This window comes from Oceanobacillus sp. CF4.6 (genome assembly GCF_051262635.1).
Lineage (GTDB): Bacteria > Bacillota > Bacilli > Bacillales > Amphibacillaceae > Oceanobacillus.
Genome location: NZ_JBIMEX010000001.1, coordinates 117,099 through 140,067 on the forward strand (window position 1 = coordinate 117,099; position 22,969 = coordinate 140,067).

Consider the following 22,969-nt stretch of genomic DNA (forward strand, 5'->3'; position numbering starts at 1 on the left):
ATCGTAGTATTTGCCAGAAGGAGAAATTTTATCATTTAAAAGCAAAAAAAAATCATCACAACTGTGATGATTCATAATTTAGTGGTTTATTAGAAGGAAGAATAAAATATGGTCTAGGATGAGTCCATATTTTTCTTCATATCCTCTAATATTTTCTTTTCAAGACGGGAAACCTGTACTTGTGATATCCCCAATCTGTCAGCTACTTCTGTCTGCGTTTGATCTTTATAGTATCTTAAGTATACAATTAATCTCTCTCTTTCAGTTAAACTTCTAATCGCTTCCTGTAAAGTCAACTTATCAAACCATTTTGAATCCTGATCAGCGATCTGATCCAGTAATGTGATTGGGTCTCCATCATTTTCAAAAACCGTTTCATATATCGATTGTGGAGACTTTGCAGCTTCTTGAGCATGTACAACTTCTTCCGGTGATATTTCCAGTGCATTTGCTAATTCTGTAATAGTGGGGGATCTCCCGTAGTCTTTTGTTAGTTCATCCCTTTTCCTACGTATCTTATTTCCTGTTTCCTTCAAAGAACGACTGACTTTAACACTGCCATCATCCCTGATAAAACGTTGTATTTCTCCGATAATCATCGGTACAGCATATGTGGAAAAACGAACATCATAGGAAAGGTCAAATTTATCGATGGATTTAATTAAACCGATACTTCCAATCTGAAATAAATCGTCTGGATCATATCCTCGATTAATAAATCGTTGAACAACAGACCAAACGAGTCGAATATTCTTTTCTACTAAAATATCTCGTGCTTCTTTATCACCCTGCTGGCTTTTGAATATATAGTCCTTTACTTGTTCATCCGACAGCTGTTCCTTCTGACGAGTTTTTTTAACGTTTACTTTCATGGCAGCATCCTCAGTTATAAACTGTTTTCGTTTTGGAAAGCTGCTTTGTCATATAAACGGTAGTCCCCTTGTCAGGGGATGATATGACTTCAACAGAATCCATAAAATTTTCAATGATGGTAAATCCCATTCCTGATCTTTCCATTTCAGGTTTGGACGTGTATAAGGGTTGACGAGCTTCTGAGATATCGCTTATCCCGATACCGTGGTCTTTGATGGCTAACTCAATTTCGCCATCTTGCAGAATGCAGGTTATGAAAATTTTATGATTTGCTTCGTTGTTGTATCCATGAATGATAGCATTTGTCACTGCTTCAGAAACGACGGTTTTAATTTCTGTTAATTCATCCATCGTCGGATCAAGCTGTGTAATAAATGAAGCCACTGTTACTCTGGCGAAAGCTTCGTTTTCACTTACACTGGAAAACTCCAGAGACATTTCATTCTTCATGAAGCCACCCCCAAAGTCGCTAAGGCAAATTCCTCATTCTCCTCCAACCTGACTATTTTAAATAGACCAGACATTTCGAACAAACGTTTCACTGGCGGAGAGATTGAACATACAACCATCTCTCCTCCTAATTGAATGACTTCCTTATACCTTCCCAGAACGACGCCAAGCCCGGAGCTATCCATAAATGAAACGTCTTCCAAATTTAAAATAATATGTTTTACGGGATTGGAATAAAGCATATCTTTCCATTGATTTCGTAATGCCTCTGATTCGTGATGATCTAATTCACCGGAAAGTCTTACGATTAAGACATCCCCTTTTACATCGAACATTGAATGTAATCCCATGTATCTTCCTCCTCTATAAGAACTGTCATACATCTAATTCTTCATTTGGAGGTCAAAATCCTGCTATACAACAAAAGAAGTGGTTAATCGTTAAAATTAGAAGTAATCAGCGTATTTTCGCCATTTCTTGCATGGTTCTTTTTAATAAAGATAAATAGGAAGCCTTTTCCACATCTTCCTCAACCGTAAGTGGAACTTCTGACAGGATTTTTTCTCCATCTTTCACATAAAGTTTACCGACTTCTTCTCCTTTTTTAACTGGGAGATCCCAATCTTCCTCAAGCACAATCTCAGTGGTGATATCCTTTTCGGTTTCTCCTTTTTTATGGAGAGTACTCACTGATTGGTTGGATACAATGTCAATGCTTCGCTTCTTAGATTTTAAAAGTTGTACTTCTGTTATTTTTTCATCTTTATCAAACAACTTATTGGTTTCAAATTGGTTAAATGCGTAGTCCAGTAAACCGGATACCATTGCATTTCTTTCCTTAGGTGACTCCGCACCCATAACAACAGCTATAACTCGCATGTTATTTCTTTCTGCAGTAGCGGTCAGACAATATTTTGCTTCATTCGTATAGCCTGTTTTTAATCCATCGACATCCGGATAGAAACGGACAAGTTTATTCGTGTTTACGAGCCAAAACTCATTGTCCTGCCCTTTTCTTAAATAATCCTCATACACAGAAGTATATTCCGTTATGGTTTCATATTTTAATAATTCATTTGCAATAATAGCCATATCGTAGGCGGTACTGTAATGATCTTCAGCAGGCAGTCCAGTTGTATTCTGAAACTTCGTATTTTCTAAATTCAGTTCCTTTACTTTCTTATTCATTTCTTCTACAAAGGACTCTTCACTTCCAGAAATTGTTTCTGCAAGTGCGACGCTGGCGTCATTTCCGGAAGCTATTGCGACCCCTTTAAGGAGATCATTTACTGACATTTCTTCCCCAGCCTCCAAGAAAATTTGTGATCCACCCATAGATGCAGCGCGTTCACTTACTCGAATTATCTCTTCCTTGTTAAGCTTGCCTTCCTCCAACGCTTCCATGATTAGAAGTAAGGTCATTATTTTTGTCATGCTGGCTGGTGGAAGCTGCTCATGATCATTTTTGTTAAATAGTATTTCTCCGGTATCCTGTTCAAGTAAAATAGCTGATTTCGCATCTTCGGCAAGTTTCAATGCATTATTATTTTCCTCTGCAAACACAGAAAAAGGCACAGTAATAGCAATAGCGATCATTAACGTAAAGAATGTTATATACTTTTTCATAGTTATACCTCCAGCAATCAATATAATGTAAGGATTGCCTGATATTGGTATTTTAATACCCGGAAAAGAAAGAAAAAGAGAAAAAAAGCACACGTATGTGTGCTTGGCAGATAGGAAAGTATAAAACTTTCCTATCTGCATAAGTGCAACTAAGGCACTCGCCCAAAGGCTTGGGGAATGCCTTAGTTTTCTAAAAGTTTGGTTATTCTGTTATTGTGTCATAAATTAAGGACGGTGCGTTAACATTGCCTTGTGTGATAGTGATACTTTCGTATAGTTTTTCTTTCACTTCTTCCACCGTCTCCCGGTTGGAATGAATAGTCAGTAGTGCTTCCCCTTCTGTTACAGAATCACCAATCTTTTTATGAAGAACGATTCCAACACTTAAATCGATTTCGGAATCTTTTGTAGCTCTCCCAGCTCCAAGCATCATTCCAGCAGTACCAAGTTCATCTGCAATAATAGTAGACACTTTCCCGGAATTTTTTGCTAGTAATTCAATTTTGTAAGCTGCCTGGGGCAATCGTTCAGGATTGTCTGCTACACTGGCGTCGCCGCCTTGAGAATCCAAAAACTGTTTAAATTTATTGAAGGCCTTACCGTTTTTAAGATTTGCTTCTAATAATTCTCTTGCATCTTTTAGGCTCTCCGCTTTTTCAGCTACTACAACCATTTGACTTCCTAAGGTAAGGCAAAGCTCTGTCAAGTCATCAGGACCTTTACCTTGAAGTGTGTCAATGGCTTCTTTAACCTCTAGTGCATTACCAATCGCAAAACCTAATGGCTGACTCATATCTGAGATAACGGCCATCGTATTTCTTCCTACCCGATTTCCTATGGAAACCATCGCATGTGCCAATTCTTTTGCATCAGTAAGATTTTTCATAAACGCACCAGCACCTGTTTTGACATCAAGTACAATCCCATCAGCTCCAGATGCAATCTTTTTGCTCATTATTGAGCTGGCTATGAGTGGAATGGAGTTAACTGTAGCAGTAACATCTCTTAAACTGTAAAGTTTTTTATCAGCTGGGGTTAAATTTCCTGATTGTCCAATGACCGCAACTTTATTCTTATTTACAAGTTTGATGAATTCATCATTGGATATTTCCACATGGAAACCAGGGACAGATTCTAACTTATCAATCGTTCCTCCAGTATGACCAAGCCCCCTGCCACTCATTTTAGCTAAAGGAACACCAACCGATGCAACAAGTGGAGCGAGGATTAATGTTGTCGTATCACCTACACCACCAGTGGAGTGCTTGTCCACTTTGATTCCTTCGATAGCTGAAAGGTCAATCTGGTCACCCGATTCCACCATTGCAGTCGTCAGGTTAGCCCGTTCATCATCAGTCATGTCTTGAAAGAAAATTGCCATTAATAATGCACTGATTTGATAATCAGGTATTGCATCATCCGTATAGCCGTCAATAAAGAATTTAATTTCTTCTTTTGTTAATTCTTTGCCATTTCTTTTTTTCTCGATGATGTCATACATTCTCATTTAAATCACCTCATTTAAGTTATAAAGTAAGTTGTTAAGTTTATCGTAATGTGCTAATGATTTCCTTTACAAATTTCAGGAAGTTTTCCCGTACTCTCTCGGTAGTTTCAATTACTTCGTGATGTGTAAGAGGCTGGTCTAGTATTCCTGCAGCCATATTTGAAATACATGATATTCCCAGGACACGGATTCCTGCATGTCTACTTACAATAACTTCAGGAACCGTAGACATCCCAACTGCGTCACCGCCTAATAACCTTAGCATTCTTACTTCAGCAGGAGTTTCATAAGAAGGGCCTGTATTGCCTACATAAATGCCCTTTTGGACGGAAATACCAATCTTATCTGCACATTCCTCTGCATGTTGAATAAACTCTCTGTCATAGCTTTGGGACATATCCGAAAAACGCAATCCCAGTTCTTCATCATTTTTACCAATCAATGGATTATCTCCCATATTGTTAATATGATCGGTTATCAGCATTAAATCACCCGGGTTAAAGCTTTCATTTATGCCACCTGCTGCATTCGTAACGATAATGGATTCAATACCAAGATCTTTCATCATACGAATTGGAAACGTCACTTGCTCCATCGAATAGCCTTCATAATAATGAAAACGACCCTGCATTGCGATAACGTGTTGGCCTTCTAATGTTCCTATTACAAGCTGCCCTTTATGCCCAGATACCGTTGATTCTGGAAAATGTGGTATATCTGAATACGGAATAATAACCGGATTCTCAATCTCATCCCCTAGGACTCCAAGTCCTGAACCTAAGATTAGGCCAATGGATGGAGTTTCCTTCAGTTGTTCTTTTACATAATTGCTTGCTTCTGAAATTACGGATTGATTCATTTTATTTCTGTCCCCTCTATTTGATATCTTTCATAAAACTTTTTCCGTATTCAGGTAGTGCAATATTGAAATTATCAGCAATCGTTGCTCCAATATCTGCAAATGTGCTTCTTACTGGAATATCACTACCTTCCGTTACATTGACATGATGTATGATTAACGGTACGAATTCTCTCGTATGGTCTGTACCAGGATGAACTGGGTCGTTTCCATGGTCTGCTGTAATAATTAAGAGGTCATCCTCCTTTAATTTTTGCAGTACTTCAGGGAGTCTAACATCAAATTCCTGCAGTGCATTACCATAACCTATCGGATCTCTGCGGTGACCAAATTTCGCATCAAAATCAACAAGGTTCAAAAAACTGATACCAGTAAAATCATCATCCATTGATTGTGCAAGCTTTGTCATACCATCATTATTGTCGGTTGTACGAATAGCTTTTGTTACTCCTTCACCATCATAAATATCAGAAATCTTTCCAATTGCAATGACGTCATAATTATTATCTTCCAGTTCATTCATCACCGTTCTTCCAAATGGTTTTAGTGCATAATCGTGACGATTGGAAGTACGCTCGAATTCCCCGGGATTGCCAATAAATGGACGAGCAATGACACGACCTACCATGTACTTTTCATCTAGTGTAAGCGCTCTGGCAATTTCACAGATTCGGTACTGTTCTTCAATAGGTACAATTTCTTCATGTGCAGCAATTTGAAGCACAGAATCCGCAGATGTATAAATGATCAATGCTCCAGTTTTCATATGCTCTTCGCCGAGTTCGTCCAATATTTCAGTTCCAGAAGCAGGTTTATTTCCGATTATTTTTCTTCCAGTTCTGTCTTCTAGTTCATTTAGTAATTCATCTGGAAACCCGTCAGGAAAAGTGCGGAATGGTTGACTAATATTTAGCCCCATAATTTCCCAGTGGCCTGTCATTGTATCCTTGCCGTTCGATGCTTCCTGCATTTTTGTGTAAAAAGCTTTCGGATTGACCGCTTTTTCAATGCCTTTTATTTCTCTTATATTACTTAAACCAAGTTGTGCCATGTTTGGCATGTTTAACCCATTCATACGTTGTGCAATATGTCCTAATGTATCAGCACCGATATCATTGAATACATCTGCATCAGGTGCTTCTCCAATTCCTACTGAATCCATGACAACCAAAAATATACGTTTAAATTTTTTCATTTTAAATCATCTCCTGTAAGTATATTCCCGCATCACGTCATATATATGTTTTAATTTATGATGTAGGATGTCAGACGACTAATTCTAAATATAAAGCTAAGCTCTAGGATGATAAGTTTTATACATATCTTTCAGTCTCGTTTTGGTTACATGCGTATAGATTTGAGTCGTAGAGATATCTGCATGTCCTAGCATTTCTTGAACAACTCTTAAATCTGCTCCATTTTCCAGTAAATGTGTTGCAAATGAGTGTCTGAGTGTGTGCGGAGTAATCGTTTTATTGATTCCAGCATCTTGTACAAGGGATTTTAAAATCTTCCAAAAACCTTGCCTTGATAAAGGCCTTCCATGCTGATTAACAAACAATGCTGTTTCTTGTTTGTTATTCTTTATCAGCTTTTGCCTGGATGTCTCCAGATAATTTTCCGTTGCACTTTTTGCTACATCTCCTAAGGGGACGATTCTTTCCTTTGAGCCTTTCCCTAAGCACTGAACAAAACCCATTGTTAGATGAAGATCACTAACTTTTAATGTAATTAATTCCGTGACACGAAGACCGGTTGCATATAATAATTCCAGCATAGCTTTGTTACGGACCGCCAGTGCTGTGTTCTTCTGTATATCAAGTAAGCTTTCCACTTCCTTTTGTGATAGAACATCTGGAAGCTTTCTTTCTCTTTTTGGTGTTTCTATATGTAAGCTTGCATCATGCGTAACAATCTGTTCTCGAATAAGAAACTGGTGAAAAGTTCGAATTGCTGAAACATGTCTTGATATGGTAGACGAGGATTTACCTTCATCCTTTAAAATATAAAGAAAACCCATAATATCATTTCTTGATACCGCTTCCCACGCTTGTTTTTGTCCTGACTTTTCTATACATTCCATATAATGCTTTAAGTCACGTCCATAGGATTGAAGTGTATTATCCGATAATCCTCGCTCGATTTGCAGAAAGTGAAAAAAATCTTCAATTGCGTGTTTAAGCATAACATTTACTCTCCCCGCTGAAAAATGATAGGAATTCGATCAAATAGTCTACTTTGTGATTGGTTTACCTTTATCGCGGGTCCATTTGGAGGATCAAAACGATGAATCTGTTCATATTCACTGTGCAAGAGTTGTAATCCATAATAGAATAAGAAAGTGCATAACGTAAATATGATAAAAACTTTAAGTGTATCCCATATTAATCTCTTCATACGCTAGTCTCCCTAAAATTAGTCTTCTAATTTTAGGATATGCTTCGATAGAATCACAATATACTATTCAAATGTAACCTTTTTCACGGTTTTTGTAAATTAGAGAGCGTGAAAAAATATATTTACTTAACGGCAATGCATTTCAGCCGGCTCTTTAACGTACGAAAGCCTTTCTCCGATTGGAAAAAGGCTTTCGTTCATCTTTAAGTAAGCTTTTGATCTTAAGTTGCTTTCACGGTTGCTTCCTGGCATTGTTTACAGATTCCGTGAAAGGTTAAACGATGATCTTTCACTTCGAAACCCCAGTCATTCTGTACAATTTTTTCTACGTCTTCCAATAAATCATTTACTATCTCTTCAACGGAACCACATTCAATACATACAAGATGATGATGAAAATGTTTGGCCCCTTCTTTTCGAAGATCATAACGAGAGACTCCATCACCAAAATTAATTTTATCAAGAATTTTTAATTCAGAAAGCAATTCTAAAGTCCGATATACGGTAGCCAAACCAATTTCAGGAGATCTTTCTTTTACAAGTAGATAGACATCTTCTGCACTAAGGTGGTCTTCTTCTCTTTCCAATAAGACACGGACTGTCGCCTCTCGCTGAGGAGTTAGCTTATAGCTATGTGCATGCAGCTGCTTTTTTATATGTTCTATACGGTGTTCCATGGCAGGTCGCCTCCCTCATATCCCATCTTTATTATAGGCACCAAATACTTTCATGTCAAAGTATATTCTCACCTTTTAATAATAATAAGTATAAAACAATTATTATTATTAATAAAATGATTTAATGAGTTCTTCCATAGCTTTATTGGCAATATATGCTTCAATAAACGCTGCCACTAATGATAATATTAATAATAAGATAAAGATAATACAATATCTAATGAATGGCTGAAGTAATTGATGATTGTTTCTACGGGAAAAGAGTTTGTTAAGCAAGCCAAGCGAAAAGATCATTGATAATGAACCTGCCGTTATATAAACAGGGATAATAATTATATTCTGAGGAGCTATGGAAAGAGAAGCGAGAAACAGCCCTTCCAGCAGTCCAAGTTGATTTACAATAAAACCAACAGAAAAACCGATAACCATTCCCTTTACAAATAAGAGGATCCATACCAAAGGTAGTCCAATCACAGATAATCCTAATACAAATAATAAAATCAGGTATTTCGCATGAAAAATAAAACTTTGCCAAAAAATATCTTTCTTTTCTATGGATACTCCTTCGGTGATTTGGACAAAAAAGCGTTCCAGGTAGAAAAACAAATCTTGTTTCTGGATGAAATCCATACTGTTAACAATCACTGCTCCAAAAATAATACCGGTTAAAAACAAAATAATCATAAAAAGGTAGATCGTTGCATGCTGTTTAATGTGTTCCCATACCAGAAAAGTGTTTTTATACATTGGAATCCTCCCAACAAACGATAGTCGATAAGTAAGTGTTCAAAAAGGAGGATGAAAAGGACGAAGAAATGGATGCGACCTTTTCACCGGACTTCTTGAACAACCTCCATAATTAAAACTATGAGGATTCCGTAACAAAAATACCAATGAACTAAATTTAATAGATAATCAGGAAGGAGCAATACTCCCATACTTCCCTCCCCCACCTGCATTTATCTTTAGTTTTCCTTCGCGCATTTGAATAATAGAGTGTGCTAGTTTATCGGATACTGTTTCTACTAATTCTTCGATTGTTGCGTTGTGTATGACATTCATCTCTGTTCCAAATCTTTCAAGTAGTTTTTTATATGTTTTAGGTCCAAGAGTTGGAATATACTCTAATGGGACTTGATGCAGGTATGGTGGTCGATGCGTCATCGTATTTTCCCCTGTTTTTAACTCTTGAATACGATTGAAAACACCTTTTATAATTTTGTGTGACCCACATTTAGGACATTCCGTTACATCTGTAGCAAGTGAAGTCAGACAATTGTTGCAAACGGTTTTATGATATTTTCCTAGTTGTGGGTTCATACCAAAGTTTCGTATAATTCTTCTGTTGGCCACTTGATGTAAAGCCCAGTTAAACTCCTTGAATGAAGGTTCTTTCAAGGCGATTTCTTGGTATTCCCTTGCTATTTTGGCCAAAGAATGCGCGTCGGAATTTGTTACAAATGTAAAGTCATGTAATTCCTGTATTTGATCTGCCATGGAGGTATCAGAGCTTAACCCGAGTTCAATACCATCAATCAAGTCGGGATCAAAAACTTCAACTAAAGATTTCGTTACCCCTTTTCCATATAAACTTTTAAAAGGAGTAAAGACATGAGCCGGTATAAATAATCCATTAAGTTCTTTTACTTTATATTGTAGCTCTTTAGCTGTTCCGTAGTAACGTTGGGAGCTTAACGTTATATTTTTCATTCGCTCAGCCAACCATTCTGAAAAATGCTCCATAGCGGAAAGGGTTGGGAGATACAAGAGAACATGGATTGGACCCTTACAATGTTCATCATAGACTTCTATTTCTGAACCGAGAATCAACGTAACTTTTTCGAAGCGTATCCCACCGTCACTTAATTCAATGGCATCACCTTGACTGATCAATTGTTTTATTTCCTGCTGAACAGCCGGAGCATGACAGTCAATGACACTAATCAAGTCAATCCCTTTATTACGGCTAGATTCAAGAAGTATATTAGTTAATGTAAGGTTTTTTGAAGCTGTAATTTTCACAGGTTTATCGTAAATGTCCCTGCCAATATGAATATGCATATCAGCAAAATAGGTTTTACAATTTGATAAACTTTTATGATTTTCTATAAACCCTCTCTTTTCGGGGGTTATCGCTTTCTTATTCAAAGTCTTTCACCTCAATTAAAATATCATCATAATGGATCACAGATTATAAGAAAAAATGCCACAATATTATCATTGTGACATTGTATCTATTTTATACTGTTGTTTAAGATGAAAATCAAACATTACCTTTTATATCTTTATCTTTGCCAATCCCGGACCCAAAAGCATATTAATGCTTTACTTCCTCTTTTTGATTCGTTTTTATCTAACAGCACAACGGTTTGGTCCAATTTCCATTTCTCTTTGTTTTTCTTCTTCTGGATTAATTTTACCCATATTTGTTTCACGAATTTCTTGATAGGAATTTGGTTGCGGCGGCAGGTTTTCTGTAACTAGTTTACGGAACTCTTCGTCGCTTTCAATATTCAAACCATGGTTTTCAGAGTAAAGTGTTCCAAGTTCTTTAGCAACACTTCCATCATCATTTAACTCTTCAACAATCATAAAGTGGGCAGGCAATACAATCAGTTCTTCTGATAGTTCACGATAACGATTATAGAGTGTCTCTCTTAAATCATTTACCCAATCTTGTGCTAGTCCTGCAAGATCTGGTCTTCCAATCGAGTCAATGAAGAGAATATCACCTGTCATTAAATATTTTTCATCCACTACGAAAGATGTTGAACCAATGGTATGGCCAGGAGAATAGAAGGCATGAATGTTAATGGTAGTGTTTCCGATGGCAATATCTTCTCCATCTTCTAGAGCTTTATATTCAAAGACTACTTCTTCCGCATCTTTTGGCGGTAACCAGTATGTTGCTCCAGTTTTTTCAGAAATTGCTCTTCCACCGGAAATATGGTCCGCGTGTAAATGTGTATCAAATGCATGCTTAATGGTTACCCCTTTTTCATTCGCAAAATCTGTGAAAATTTCTGCCGTACGTGTTGCATCAATAACAGCTGCTTCTCCATTGGAGATAACCATGTAAGACAAACAACCTTTACCAAGACGGACAAATTGATATAATTCCCCGCCGTCGTTTAAATCGCCTACTTTAACTAGCTCCATATGTTCACTCCATGCTTTCATTCCACCTTTAAGGTAGAAGACTTCAAATCCAGCATCTGAAAGCATTTCCGATACCATGACAGATGATCCTTCTTTCGCACAAACAACTAAAATTTCTTTACCAGCAGGAAATTGATCTTTAATTTCTTCGACGCCATCTAAAAGTTCAAAATACGGTACATTCAAGTGTTTAATATTTTTTCCTTCAATTTTCCACTCGCCGAATTCCTGTTCATTACGAACATCCAATATAAAAAACTCTTCTTTATTAAAAATTTTCTTTGCAAGATCTTTTGAATCCATTGCTATATATGACAAAATAAATACCTCCACAATTTTAAAATTTGACTCTTTCGTACTTCTTAGCATCTCAATATACCTAATAGGGTATTGTTAGTAATAAAAAAATAAGCGTATATCTTACATTACGGAAACAGAGAATTAAAACCTCTCTATTTCCCCCAGTTACTCTCAGAGATGTTAAATACTTTTATCAATACATGTAATTAATCTATTTTCAATATCAGTTGCAAAGCCCTTTAATGATTCCTCATTTACCATTTCGATTAAAGCTGTTGGTTTTGGCAAGCCGATTTTGGTCTTATTGGTTTCTATATCCTGATATACAACAATCTTGCATGGCAGAAAATAGCCTACGAGTTGATTTTCAGTTAATACGTTATTCGCTTCTTTTGGATTACAAACTTCTAGTACTTTATACGGCTGTTCAAAATCAAATCCTTTATTCTGTAATGTTTCTTTAATATCAAATTGCCAAAGTACCCCGAATTGCTCTTCCTTTAAGCTTTCTTCAAGTGATTGAATTGCTTCATCCATTGATTTTTCCGTTTCAACTGTATAATGGAACATACACTTAGCTCCCTTCTTGATATAAAATTACATTTACAAATAAAATTATTTATCCAATTCACCATTCCAGTCGTTCATTCCGCCAATCATATCTTCCACCTTATATCCCAGTGCTTCTAATATACCGCATGCAGCTTTGCTGCGATTACCGGATCTGCATACAACGACATAGGTTTCATTTTTATTCAATTCATCTTTACGTAAGGCGATATGACCAAGCGGTATATGCTTAGCACCTGGAATTATTCCATCTTCTACTTCATTGTTTTCCTGCACATCAAGAATTAAAACATCTTCCCCATTTTGAAGTCGATGAGCAACTGTTTCTGGAGGTACTTGCTTTGCCATTCATAAACACCCTTTCTTATACCCAGGCACTCATGCCGCCTTTAACATTGGTTACTCTCTCAAATCCTTGTTTCTTCAGAATTCTAGAAGCCTTTGCACTTCGCATACCGCTTTGGCAGATGACGACAACCTCTTTATTTTTATCCAATTCGTTGGTACGTCCTGCTAAGCTGGATAACGGGATATTATTAAACTTCTTCTGATGATTCCCCTTATATTCACCAGGTGTTCTTACGTCTATAAATTGAACCTCTTTTTCTTTAAATTTATCTTTTGCTTCTTTTGTAGTTATATTCGAGATTCCCTTCACCGGGAGGAAAAACTTTACCACAAAGACTACAGCAATAATCACGATAATCCATTGTAAAATATCCATCTATCAAACTCCTATTCTCTCAATTATTCAATCATCCTAGAAAAAATCCAACCATATTTTGATGGCTGTTCCTAAAATAAGAACGGCAAGGATACCCTGCAATATTTTTGTGTTTATCTTTTGGCCGTATTTCGCGCCAAGAGGCGAAGCAATTAGACTTGCGATAATCATGATGACTGCAGGTACAAACAATACTTGACCGGTCATGAGTTTACCTGTAGTCGATCCAATGGAAGAGATAAATGTGATGGCAAGAGATGTAGCGATCGTCATTCTCGTTGGTATTTTTAATATAACCAACATAATCGGTACTAAAATAAATGCTCCTGCAGCTCCCACGATTCCTGCTCCAATCCCAACAATGAAAGCAAAGAAGGCAGCAATCCATCTATTAAAGGTAACTTGGTCCAAAGGGATGTCATCAATACCTTTTTTAGGGATGAACATCATCACTGCAGCAATTGTTGCTAGTATCCCGTAAACAAGATTAATTCCATCTTCAGACATGTCCTGGGAACCAAACCCTCCAATAAAACTACCTATCAGAATGGCAGCACCCATATAAATGATTAAGGTTTTGTTTAAATAGCCACTTTTCCGGTATGCCCATACACCACCAATCGTAGCAAATAATACTTGAATGGCACTGATACCCGACACCTCATGTGCCGTGAATGTAGATAGGCCAATCATCGCAGGAATATATAATAACATCGGATATTTGATGATTGATCCACCTATCCCAACCATTCCCGAGATGAAGGAACCAACAAAACCGATGAGAAATAGCGTTATGATAAATAAAATACTATATTCCATTTTTTAAATTCCCTCCACAATAAGAGGGGATCCAAAAATCGGATCCTCTTTTATACTATTTTCATTTAGTTATTAACCTTTTTTTATCCAAAATTTCAGTACGTCATCTTCTTCTGTACTTTTTACGATTTCATGTCCATCAGATTTTGCCCATGCTGTCAGGTCACTTTTAGCACCCTTATCTGTTGCATGGATTTCTAAAATTTCATCACTGTTGATCTGATCCATTGCTTTTTTTGTTTTCACGATTGGCATCGGACATGCCAATCCTTTTGCGTCCAATACTTTTACAGAATCCATAAGTTCTCCTCCTTCTACGTTTATTTTTAGAATGTTAGTGTAATATTAGCGTCCTTCGAAAATTCAATAAATGTTGCGGCTCCACCGACTTCAATACCATCGATAAATTGATCTTTATCCAGATTCATAACGTCCATTGTCATTTGACAACCAATCATTTTAACATCCATTTCCTGTGCAACCTGTACCAATTCCTCAATTGAAGGGACATTTGCTTGTTTGAATCCTTCTGCGAAATGTTCTTTTCCTTCTGGCAGTGCAAGATTTTTGTGTGCTTCCTTATGAATCAAATTTAATCCTTCAAATGTGAAGAAGATTCCTACTTCTGCGTCTGATGCTGCAGCTGCTGTTGCGATATTGAATACTTTATATGCGTCGAAGAGTCCTCCGTTTGATGCGATAATTGCTACTTTTGTGTTAGCCATAATAAATTTCCTCCTAGTATTTTTTAAGTTTTTTTAGTTATTTTTTTCTGTTGGTCCATTCCATTGAGACATACCTGGAACGACATTCTTTACATTTTTAAATCCTTTTTCTGTCAACTTTTGAGCTGCCAAGTCACTGCGACTGCCTGTACGACAGATGATAAATAGTTCTTTATCGCTCTCTAGTTCATTGATTCTGTCATCAAGTTCCCCTAGGGGTATATTTCGAGCATTGGCGATATGTCCAAATGCATATTCAGCTGGTTCACGTACATCCAAGACAGTCACATCTTCATTTGCTTCCATCTTTTGTTTCAGTTTTTCTAAATCAATTACCTGTTCAAATGTCTTTTCTTCTTTTAATTCTTGATCACTTGCCCGACGAATATAATGTTTCAATACATCGTCTTCTTCTACAGTTCCCAGATACTGATGACCGGTTCCTTCAGACCATGCTTTAATGTCTGCAGTAGATCCCTTATCGGTTGCTTGTACTTCCAATACATTTCCTGGATCAAGGTTTGTGATAGCTTTTTTCGTCTTAACGATTGGCATCGGACATGCCAAACCTTTTGCATCGAGTACTTCATTTGCAGTGATATTCATGTATATCCTCCTTTACTCTGTTTCGCCTTCCCAGCTCATCATTCCACCAGCCATATTGGTTACATCGTAGCCTTCCTCTTCCAAGAAAGCACATGCATTGTTGCTTCTCTCACCTGACCGGCAAACCATATAATAATGTTGTTCTTTATTCAGTTCAGGGTGCTTTTCTGGTATTTGTCCTAGTGGAATATGACGTGCAGAGGGAATTTTACCAGTTGCTATTTCCTCATCTTCACGAACATCAATAATATTTACGTTTTCCCCGTTAGTTATTTTTTTTCTAATTCTACTGCAGTAATTTCTTTCATTAAGATGCCCTCCGTTTATTAGTGTATATATCGTTACCCGTATAGGTATTAAAAGAAACAAAAAATAAAAGTAACAACAATTGCTATATTATACCCCGTTAGGTATTTTGTCAACTAAAAAAATAGTGAAAGCCACTATTGGATTTATCTACTTTTGACAAGTAAACTGACAGCCTCATTAATAACAGTTTCTGCACTTTCTCCATTCGCCTGTTCCTCACGTATGCACTGTTCTAAGTTCTTGCTGACAATTAATGCTGAAGTACGATCTAAAGCAGTTTTTGCTGCAGACAACTGTGTAACAACATCTTTACAATCTTTATCTTCGTCCATCATTTTTAGTACGCCTCTTATTTGTCCTTCAATCCGTTTCAGACGGTTTTTCATTTTGTCATCATATTTCATAACTAAATTTCTCCTTTGTTGTGATACTCATACAATATACCCCTATATGTATATTGTCAATCCCTAATTATTTAACGGAAAGTCAAGTTCAAGTTTGAATTGAGTGTATATGACCTTAACTCAATAAAAAAAGGAGCCGTAAAATATAAGCTCCTGTCAGAATTCTACTTCTTTACATTCTTAATACTAAGCACCCATAGCAAACGCACGACATTGTTGAGCACAATGTAAACAAATTTGACCGCATCTTTACGATAGTTCATAAGGGTGTTGTAAACAATGGTTACCACACCCTTCACAAGTCTGTATTGGGAGGAGCGATAAAAAAAGTAAAATGGCATTTCTCCATAAATTTCAGTGCGTGCATTCCCTACTACCAGGATGTTTTATCACTAGCGACTGTAATTTTATTAGCGGACCAACCTACAGAATAGGTGAAAAGAGACGTGATATTGATTCTTTACATTTATCCTTAACGGATCGTTGTATATACCTTTTCATCGTTAATTCGGAACTAACTTGACTATCTTCAATAAAAACTTTATGAAGTTGTTCAGCGACTTTTTTATCGTAAACGATTGCATTCGCTTCAAAATTCAGATTAAAACTGCGTATATCAATGTTTGTAGTTCCCACAGAAGCCACCTCTTGGTCGACTACGATTGTCTTCGCATGTAAAAATCCCTTCTCATACAATAATATTCTTACACCATATGTTAAAAGTTCACCTGTATATGCTTTATTAGCCCAATAAACGAAGGTATTATAATCTCTTTTTGGAATCATAATTCGAATATCAACCCCAGCTAGTGAAGTGATTTTACAAGCATCCATAAAACTCTTATCAGGTATAAAATAAGGTGTTTGTATATAAACGGTTCGCTTAGCAGACATGATGAGCATGATATACATATTTTTAAGATACTCTGTTTCCGAGTTAGGTCCACTCGTGATTATCTGAATAGGACTGTTCCCATTATGTTCTTCTGTTAAAAAAAGGAATTTCTCAGAATTACTTTTTTGCCCTTTCTTAGCTTGATACCAATCTAAAATAAATCTTTCTTGTATACCATTAACGGCCCCACCTATTATCCTACAATGACTGTCACGCCAATAACCGTATTTTTTGTCTAGCCCAAGATACTCATTTCCAACATTAAAGCCACCAATGTAAGCAACATTACCATCAATAATACTAATTTTCCTGTGATTTCGATGATTCACATGGAAATTGATTAACTTTAGAAATGAAGGAAAGAAAACTTCTACTTCTCCTCCATACAAAATTAGTTCATCAAAAAAAGCGGGGGACATCCCTCTAGAACCAATTGCATCATATAAGAGACGTACTTTTACTCCTTCTTGTGCCTTTTTTGTCAGTTCATCTAGAAGTTTAACTCCCAACGAATCCTGTTTAATAGTGTAATACTGTATGTTAATTTCCTTTCTAGCAGCTCTTATATCTTTAAATAGAGCATTAAATTTCTCCTGTCCATTATTTAAAATGACAATCTCATTGTCCATTGAGATCAATGCATTTGATGACTTTAAGTTCATCAAAAGTAATTTTGAATACTTTTTGAATAAATGGTTGTTATAAAGTTCACTATTCTGTAATAGTTTTATTTGTTCATTTACAGTTGATTGATGAAGATTATTTTTATTAGTGGAAGTTTTATAGATATTTTTATGTTTTAATTGCCGACCTAGAAATAGGTAAAAAATTAAACCTACAATTGGTATAAAAATAATAGCCATTATCCAAGCCCAAGTAGCACCAATTTCCCTTTTTTCAGTAAACAAAACAACCGCTGCAAAAATAAGGTTACTAATTATAACAAGAAGTACAATAACGTTTATTATTTCCGAATCAATAACATCCCTTCTATCTTTCTTCTTATAAAAATTAAGAATAAGTTTGGCATTTAATAAGCAACAAAAAAAAAGTTCATTATAAAAAATGAATTTTTTGAATGATTGTACTTTTTTGCATTTAAAACCTTCATCTTTAAAAAAGTCAAGGTAACCTTTTTCGTTTTGAATATAAGACCCGTTATCATAATTTTTCATATACCAATTACTAATTTTGTTATTTTCGAAGAAACATGGTTCAATTGCTACAATCATTCCTCCAGGTGTTAGTAATTCTCGAAATTGTTTCACATAATTTCTTAGTTTTTCAGAGGGAATATGATGTAGCACTGCAATGATTAAAATTACATCTATTGAATTTTTTTTACAAATATTATATCGTTTCGAAATACATCAAAATCATAGTCAGGATAAAGTTGTTGCGCAAAGTTTATTCTTTTCTCATCCGGATCGATTCCAAAATATTGTCCAGGTTTACAGAGCGTACAATTTGCTCCAGTACCTGATCCAAAATCAAGTACCTTCTTACCATAAAGGTTAAGATGTTTTTCAATTCTGTTATGAATGTAAATTTGATTAAACCATTTAGGTCGAATTAACTTATGATAAAAACTAGGCGAAAGTTCCAATTTTTATCCTCCATTTCTGTTTTGTTCTTTTCCAATTAGCAACTCCTCTGTCACTTTAGATAACAGGCCAAAAGCTAAATTAATAAATTGTAGCAAGGCCTATAAAGAGTTTTTGGAAGGAATACAAATAACCTTCCCGATTAGTTAATTTTGATACTACTTCAATTGTACAATTGCTCCCCAAGCCATTTTGTCAGGGAAAATAACGTGATTGAAAGTATAATTGACTTTAACAGTAATTCATTCTGGCATACAGATCATTGCTTTCTCGAAACTTATTGATACCTAACGAAATATAAAATCTAATTAGAAGGAAGTCAAAATACTAAAGGTGAACCAGATTACTAATACTTTGAATCCTGCTTCGCCTTCGTATGCTCAATAACATATTTTTTGCGGATATTTTCTCACTTCAGAAATCATAGGTTAGCGTTTTCGAAAAGTGATTTTTTTCTACTCCTTCAAATAGAAAGAAGCCACATTTTTCAGTTGAAAAATGCGGCTTCTTTAAAAATAGTTATTTGCTGTTGCTTCAATCATTCGATTGGTGAATCATTAAATGCAGTGAAGGTAGTATCATCAATATAAGAATTCATGATTACATTCTTCCTAAGGCATGCAGATAGAGTATTGCATAGTTCGTTTTTGCATCATGTATCCGTTCCTCAATGACATATTGTTTTGCCTCATCCAACGTCAATTCATGGACTTCAACAAACTCATCATCATCCCCCTGTGGAGGGTTATCCATTTTTACTAATTGATCCGTAATATACATATACATCAGCTCATCAGCGAATCCTGGTGAGGTATAGAATGAAGTGACGAATGATAAATCATTTGTTGTATATCCTGTCTCTTCTTCCAATTCGCGAACCCCAGCCGCAAGAGGATTTTCGTTGTTCTCCAGTTTGCCGGCAGGAATCTCAATCAAAGATCTTTCTAACGGTTTACGATATTGTTCTACAAGAATTATTTTATTATCTTTTGTTATCGGGATTACTGCTACAGCTCCAGGATGTTTAATAAGTTCTCTACTTGACGTTTTGCCATTTGGTAATGTGACTTCATCGACTTGCAGGTTAATCACTTTTCCATTAAAAATTTTTTCGCTTTTAATTGTTTTTTCTTCAAATTTCTTCATTTTACCACCCTTATTTGATTTATTTCTATTCTTATTTTAGCATAATGCGCTGACTTCTTTTGTACAAAAAGTTGTAATCCATACTAGCTGTACTTACAATAAAAGACAAGGATTAAAAAGGGAGTGTATATATTGAATAAAACCAAGTTGGGCAAATCTGACATTTTAATTTCGGAACTGACACTGGGCTGTATGTCTCTTGGTACAGAACAGTCAAAAGTTGACAGAATGATTGATTATGCTATCGATTCAGGAATTAACCATTTCGACACCGCAGATTTGTATGATTTCGGTGCAAATGAGGAAGTCATCGGAAAGGCAATGAAAGGTAAAAGAAATCAAATTATATTAACTACAAAGGTTGGAAATCATTTTAACCGTGCGACAAAGGACTGGTTCTGGGATCCGTCGAAAAAATATATTCTTGAAGCAGCAAAGGACAGTTTACGTAGATTGAATACGGATTATATCGATTTCTACATGCTTCATGGAGGAACACTGGAAGACCCAATTAGTGAAACTATTGAAGCATTTGAACAACTGAAAAAAGAGGGTCTGATTCGGGCTTATGGAATCTCCTCCATTCGACCTAATGTTATCCAGGAGTTTGTTAAGCATTCCTCGATTGATGGTGTCATGACGCAGTATAGTCTTTTAGACCGCCGACCTGAAGAAGAAGTGTTGGACTTATTGCGGTCCAATAATATCAGTGTACTAAGTCGTGGCCCACTTGCCAAAGGCATGCTGAGCAATCATGCTGAAAAACTTATTGACATGAAAGGGAAAGATGGTTACCTCGATTATTCGTATGAAGAACTGAAGTCCATTAACACAGAATTATCCGGATTAATACAGGATAACGAGTCCATGAATGAACTTGCTTTGAAATATGTCCAAAAACATCCTGCTGTTACCTCCGCTGTATTTGGCGCAAGTTCGTTGGAACAGATTCGTGAAAACACTGATTTTGATCATTCTAAGTTGCTGACAGATCAAACATATGAACAAATGAAACGAATAACACATGCTAATCAGTATGAAAAACATCGGCTAGAATAGCATTTTATATTAAATTTTATAAAAGGGATATAAATCGAAAAAAATTTCGTTTTATATCCCTTTTTATTATTTCATTTCGATTGTAAATATGAATACATCAAGCATCTTCGGTTTGCAACAGATTTTGAGAAGGGATAAATGGATTTAATATACCTTCTTTACTAGATAGTCTGAAAACCCCTTTATGGATACTCAGTTTCATTTCATCAGCAAAGAATACTGCTTGATCTGAATTGATTAATGTTACAAATTGTTCATTTTCCACAGGTGCGTAGGAGTTCTTTTTGTTTTTTGTAAACCTAACAGTAGGTATTCCGTTTACGCCGCATCCACAGTCTTCTATGTCATACCAGAAGAGGAGATAACTATTCTTGTCGTTCTGCAGTTTTTTCAGCTGTTCTTCAGCTTCGGGAGTTATTGTTAACTTCATAAAAAGATATTCTCTCCTTCATTAATTGTTCTGTCTCTAACTATAAATTCTATCCGATAAGTTGTCTAAACATTTGCATTCACTTTTTGCTGAATTGACTTTTAAGCAGCCTTTCCATGGATCGAGGGAATAATCTATAAAAAATACTACCAATCTCCATCCAAAAGGGCATGTTGATTTCTCTTTTGCTTGAGAAAAGACTTTGGACAACATTTTTAGCCACCAGGTCAGGGTCTAGCATATACCGTTCAACGTTTTTCTGATAAGAACCCCCTGGATCGGCAATCGAAAAGAAATTGGTACGGACTGGCCCCAGGTTAACAGCTGTTACAAATATATTATCCTTACTGATTTCCTGTCGCATGGTGTTTGTGAAGCCAAGTATTGCCTGTTTTGAAGCCCCATATGCAGCAGATTTAGGCGTAGATAATTTGGCAGCTTGAGATACTATATTTACAATATGTCCAGTATGATGTTTGCTAAAATGTGGAATGAGCAATTGGGATGTTTTCATAGATGCATATACATTAAGTGTAAACATTTGTGAAACGTCATTCCATTTCATATCTGATATGTAGTCAAAAACACCAATACCAGCATTATTAATTAAGCCATGAACTTGTTTGTGTTCCAGTAGAATATGATTGATGACTGAATCAATTTCATCTTGTTTTTGAAGGTCAATTTTATAAATGAAACTGTCAGCCCCAAACGCTTTCTTAAGATGAATTTGTGAATTAGTTAACTTGTCAATAGAGCGTGCCAACATAATTGGCTTTCCACCGTTTTTTGCAATGTGCCAGCAAATTCGTTCACCAATACCACTTGAAGCGCCAGTAACAATGAATTTTTTATTGCGGATTTTACTTTGCATAATAAACCATAATCCCATCGTGCATCGAATAATCAATAAGCCCCTCGTCCAATAAATAATCAAGTTGGCCAATTGTTTCAGACATGGTTAAATTCATCTGCTTCTCATACTGTCTAGGAAAAAGCTGTGTACAGATTTCATATGGAGTTGAATGATTCGATTTTAATAAATTGTATACTTTATTCGCTCGCTTTTCCTGGCTGAATAGTCGTTTGGTTATCACTTCATTTACATTGGAAAACTTTTCACCGTGACCTGGCAATACGGTTGTTATTTCCAACCACTGACATTTCTTTAGACTATTCCGGTACTGCAACATTGGCTTTGGCCTTTCGTCCCCTTGAATGACCGGAGATTCAATTATAGGATTCGGAGAAATATGTTTTATTAGATGGTCACCACTAATAAACAATCCATCGTTTTCTCTTAAAAAAGATAGATGTGTCTGTGCATGCCCTTTTGTTTCAATAACTTTCCATTCTGGATGTCCGGGTAACAGATCTCCTTCGCCAATCGTTCCTGTTAATGACCCCTCCCCGGCAAATCGAAACGTGTCTGTTAGCTCAGAACGAACATGGTGAAATTTTTCAGGAATTCCTGTTTGAAAGTAAAACAAATCGAAAAATTGTTCATTTTGTTGTTTAAATGATGGATCCCTCTTTAACCATACATCTACCTTTTCATGTGCAACGATCTGTTGTAGACGTGGGAATTCTTCGATCAATCCGATATGGTCCGGGTGATGATGCGTTAAAATAAGTTGTTCGATATCATTAAGTTTATAGCCCAGTTCTTTTAATTGAAATTCTAATGCTGATTTTGCCTGTTTCGTTTTGACACCAGCATCTACAAGAGTCAGCCTATCTCCTTTTATTAAGTAGACATGAACGTCACCTATTTCAAACGGTGTAGGTAGTGTCAGTTGACTGATTGTCTCTACGATATTCAATAAATAT

Annotated in this window: 29 protein-coding genes; 1 reads left to right on the forward strand and 28 read right to left on the reverse strand. The window is 36.1% G+C overall.

Annotated features, from left to right (window positions below; all coding sequences use genetic code 11):
- Nucleotides 1-113: 113 nt before the first annotated feature.
- The 25 genes from sigF to ACHABU_RS00790 all read right to left on the reverse strand — a co-directional run bounded on the left by sigF (nucleotide 114) and on the right by ACHABU_RS00790 (nucleotide 19,650).
- On the reverse strand, nucleotides 114-872 hold the full coding sequence (sigF, locus tag ACHABU_RS00670) for an RNA polymerase sporulation sigma factor SigF (protein WP_435761232.1): 759 nt from the start codon (nucleotides 870-872) through the stop codon (nucleotides 114-116).
- A gap of 10 nt (nucleotides 873-882) precedes the next feature.
- Complete coding sequence (gene spoIIAB, locus ACHABU_RS00675; RefSeq protein ID WP_435761234.1) at nucleotides 883-1,323, reverse strand: anti-sigma F factor; 441 nt, start codon at nucleotides 1,321-1,323, stop codon at nucleotides 883-885.
- Nucleotides 1,320-1,673, reverse strand: a complete 354-nt coding sequence (gene spoIIAA / locus ACHABU_RS00680) for an anti-sigma F factor antagonist (RefSeq protein WP_379495377.1) — start codon at nucleotides 1,671-1,673, stop codon at nucleotides 1,320-1,322. The genes spoIIAB and spoIIAA overlap by 4 nt, the downstream gene beginning before the upstream one ends.
- Before the next feature lie 106 nt (nucleotides 1,674-1,779).
- On the reverse strand, nucleotides 1,780-2,949 hold the full coding sequence (locus ACHABU_RS00685) for a D-alanyl-D-alanine carboxypeptidase family protein (protein ID WP_435761237.1): 1,170 nt from the start codon (nucleotides 2,947-2,949) through the stop codon (nucleotides 1,780-1,782).
- A gap of 202 nt (nucleotides 2,950-3,151) precedes the next feature.
- The gene (locus ACHABU_RS00690; RefSeq protein ID WP_435761239.1) at nucleotides 3,152-4,456 is read right to left on the reverse strand and encodes a pyrimidine-nucleoside phosphorylase; all 1,305 of its coding nucleotides are present in this window, start codon (nucleotides 4,454-4,456) and stop codon (nucleotides 3,152-3,154) included.
- Between the two features lie 40 nt (nucleotides 4,457-4,496).
- The gene (locus tag ACHABU_RS00695; RefSeq protein ID WP_435761241.1) at nucleotides 4,497-5,315 is read right to left on the reverse strand and encodes a purine-nucleoside phosphorylase; all 819 of its coding nucleotides are present in this window, start codon (nucleotides 5,313-5,315) and stop codon (nucleotides 4,497-4,499) included.
- A gap of 16 nt (nucleotides 5,316-5,331) precedes the next feature.
- Nucleotides 5,332-6,510 (reverse strand): phosphopentomutase, encoded by a 1,179-nt coding sequence (gene deoB, locus ACHABU_RS00700; RefSeq protein WP_435761243.1) that lies wholly within the window; start codon nucleotides 6,508-6,510, stop codon nucleotides 5,332-5,334.
- A 96-nt stretch (nucleotides 6,511-6,606) separates the two neighbouring features.
- Nucleotides 6,607-7,500 (reverse strand): site-specific tyrosine recombinase XerD, encoded by an 894-nt coding sequence (xerD, locus tag ACHABU_RS00705; RefSeq protein ID WP_435761245.1) that lies wholly within the window; start codon nucleotides 7,498-7,500, stop codon nucleotides 6,607-6,609.
- Nucleotides 7,501-7,505: 5 nt separating this feature from the next.
- A complete protein-coding gene (locus ACHABU_RS00710) occupies nucleotides 7,506-7,712 on the reverse strand; it encodes a DUF4227 family protein (RefSeq protein WP_435761247.1) in 207 nt (68 codons plus the stop codon).
- A gap of 221 nt (nucleotides 7,713-7,933) precedes the next feature.
- Nucleotides 7,934-8,389, reverse strand: coding sequence for a Fur family transcriptional regulator (locus tag ACHABU_RS00715; protein ID WP_435761249.1), 456 nt, complete (start codon nucleotides 8,387-8,389; stop codon nucleotides 7,934-7,936).
- 108 nt (nucleotides 8,390-8,497) lie between these two features.
- Entirely contained in the window at nucleotides 8,498-9,136 is a 639-nt protein-coding gene (spoIIM, locus tag ACHABU_RS00720; RefSeq protein WP_435761251.1) for a stage II sporulation protein M, read from the reverse strand.
- A gap of 168 nt (nucleotides 9,137-9,304) precedes the next feature.
- The gene (locus ACHABU_RS00725; protein WP_435762324.1) at nucleotides 9,305-10,450 is read right to left on the reverse strand and encodes an endonuclease Q family protein; all 1,146 of its coding nucleotides are present in this window, start codon (nucleotides 10,448-10,450) and stop codon (nucleotides 9,305-9,307) included.
- A gap of 288 nt (nucleotides 10,451-10,738) precedes the next feature.
- Nucleotides 10,739-11,851 (reverse strand): MBL fold metallo-hydrolase, encoded by a 1,113-nt coding sequence (locus ACHABU_RS00730; RefSeq protein ID WP_435762326.1) that lies wholly within the window; start codon nucleotides 11,849-11,851, stop codon nucleotides 10,739-10,741.
- 177 nt (nucleotides 11,852-12,028) lie between these two features.
- Nucleotides 12,029-12,418: a DUF302 domain-containing protein gene (locus tag ACHABU_RS00735; RefSeq protein WP_435761253.1), complete on the reverse strand. Its 390-nt coding sequence runs from the start codon at nucleotides 12,416-12,418 to the stop codon at nucleotides 12,029-12,031.
- A gap of 45 nt (nucleotides 12,419-12,463) precedes the next feature.
- Nucleotides 12,464-12,766, reverse strand: a complete 303-nt coding sequence (locus tag ACHABU_RS00740; RefSeq protein WP_435761255.1) for a rhodanese-like domain-containing protein — start codon at nucleotides 12,764-12,766, stop codon at nucleotides 12,464-12,466.
- 16 nt (nucleotides 12,767-12,782) lie between these two features.
- Complete coding sequence (locus tag ACHABU_RS00745) at nucleotides 12,783-13,142, reverse strand: rhodanese-like domain-containing protein (RefSeq protein ID WP_435761257.1); 360 nt, start codon at nucleotides 13,140-13,142, stop codon at nucleotides 12,783-12,785.
- A 36-nt stretch (nucleotides 13,143-13,178) separates the two neighbouring features.
- On the reverse strand, nucleotides 13,179-13,961 hold the full coding sequence (locus tag ACHABU_RS00750) for a sulfite exporter TauE/SafE family protein (RefSeq protein WP_435761259.1): 783 nt from the start codon (nucleotides 13,959-13,961) through the stop codon (nucleotides 13,179-13,181).
- A gap of 72 nt (nucleotides 13,962-14,033) precedes the next feature.
- A complete protein-coding gene (locus ACHABU_RS00755) occupies nucleotides 14,034-14,261 on the reverse strand; it encodes a sulfurtransferase TusA family protein (protein WP_435761261.1) in 228 nt (75 codons plus the stop codon).
- 26 nt (nucleotides 14,262-14,287) lie between these two features.
- A complete protein-coding gene (locus ACHABU_RS00760) occupies nucleotides 14,288-14,686 on the reverse strand; it encodes a DsrE/DsrF/DrsH-like family protein (RefSeq protein ID WP_435761263.1) in 399 nt (132 codons plus the stop codon).
- Nucleotides 14,687-14,719: 33 nt separating this feature from the next.
- Nucleotides 14,720-15,292, reverse strand: a complete 573-nt coding sequence (locus ACHABU_RS00765; protein WP_435761265.1) for a sulfurtransferase TusA family protein — start codon at nucleotides 15,290-15,292, stop codon at nucleotides 14,720-14,722.
- A gap of 12 nt (nucleotides 15,293-15,304) precedes the next feature.
- Nucleotides 15,305-15,661 carry a rhodanese-like domain-containing protein gene (locus ACHABU_RS00770; RefSeq protein WP_435761267.1) on the reverse strand — a complete coding sequence of 119 codons (357 nt, stop codon included), beginning with the start codon at nucleotides 15,659-15,661 and terminating at the stop codon, nucleotides 15,305-15,307.
- An 83-nt stretch (nucleotides 15,662-15,744) separates the two neighbouring features.
- Nucleotides 15,745-16,005: a metal-sensitive transcriptional regulator gene (locus ACHABU_RS00775; protein ID WP_435761269.1), complete on the reverse strand. Its 261-nt coding sequence runs from the start codon at nucleotides 16,003-16,005 to the stop codon at nucleotides 15,745-15,747.
- Between the two features lie 423 nt (nucleotides 16,006-16,428).
- Nucleotides 16,429-18,132 carry a cardiolipin synthase gene (cls, locus tag ACHABU_RS00780; protein ID WP_435761271.1) on the reverse strand — a complete coding sequence of 568 codons (1,704 nt, stop codon included), beginning with the start codon at nucleotides 18,130-18,132 and terminating at the stop codon, nucleotides 16,429-16,431.
- A 95-nt stretch (nucleotides 18,133-18,227) separates the two neighbouring features.
- Nucleotides 18,228-18,506, reverse strand: coding sequence for a hypothetical protein (locus ACHABU_RS00785; RefSeq protein ID WP_435761273.1), 279 nt, complete (start codon nucleotides 18,504-18,506; stop codon nucleotides 18,228-18,230).
- A gap of 598 nt (nucleotides 18,507-19,104) precedes the next feature.
- Entirely contained in the window at nucleotides 19,105-19,650 is a 546-nt protein-coding gene (locus tag ACHABU_RS00790) for an NUDIX hydrolase (protein ID WP_435761275.1), read from the reverse strand.
- A 132-nt stretch (nucleotides 19,651-19,782) separates the two neighbouring features.
- Between ACHABU_RS00790 and ACHABU_RS00795 the strand changes: the two genes are divergently transcribed.
- Nucleotides 19,783-20,709, forward strand: coding sequence for an aldo/keto reductase (locus ACHABU_RS00795; protein ID WP_435761277.1), 927 nt, complete (start codon nucleotides 19,783-19,785; stop codon nucleotides 20,707-20,709).
- 97 nt (nucleotides 20,710-20,806) lie between these two features.
- Here the strand turns inward: ACHABU_RS00795 and ACHABU_RS00800 are convergent, their stop codons facing one another.
- The 3 genes from ACHABU_RS00800 to ACHABU_RS00810 form a co-directional block, all read right to left on the reverse strand.
- On the reverse strand, nucleotides 20,807-21,139 hold the full coding sequence (locus tag ACHABU_RS00800) for an iron-sulfur cluster biosynthesis family protein (protein WP_435761279.1): 333 nt from the start codon (nucleotides 21,137-21,139) through the stop codon (nucleotides 20,807-20,809).
- A 79-nt stretch (nucleotides 21,140-21,218) separates the two neighbouring features.
- Nucleotides 21,219-22,013: an SDR family NAD(P)-dependent oxidoreductase gene (locus tag ACHABU_RS00805; protein ID WP_435761281.1), complete on the reverse strand. Its 795-nt coding sequence runs from the start codon at nucleotides 22,011-22,013 to the stop codon at nucleotides 21,219-21,221.
- A complete protein-coding gene (locus tag ACHABU_RS00810; protein ID WP_435761283.1) occupies nucleotides 22,003-22,962 on the reverse strand; it encodes an MBL fold metallo-hydrolase in 960 nt (319 codons plus the stop codon). The genes ACHABU_RS00805 and ACHABU_RS00810 overlap by 11 nt, the downstream gene beginning before the upstream one ends.
- Nucleotides 22,963-22,969: the final 7 nt, after the last annotated feature.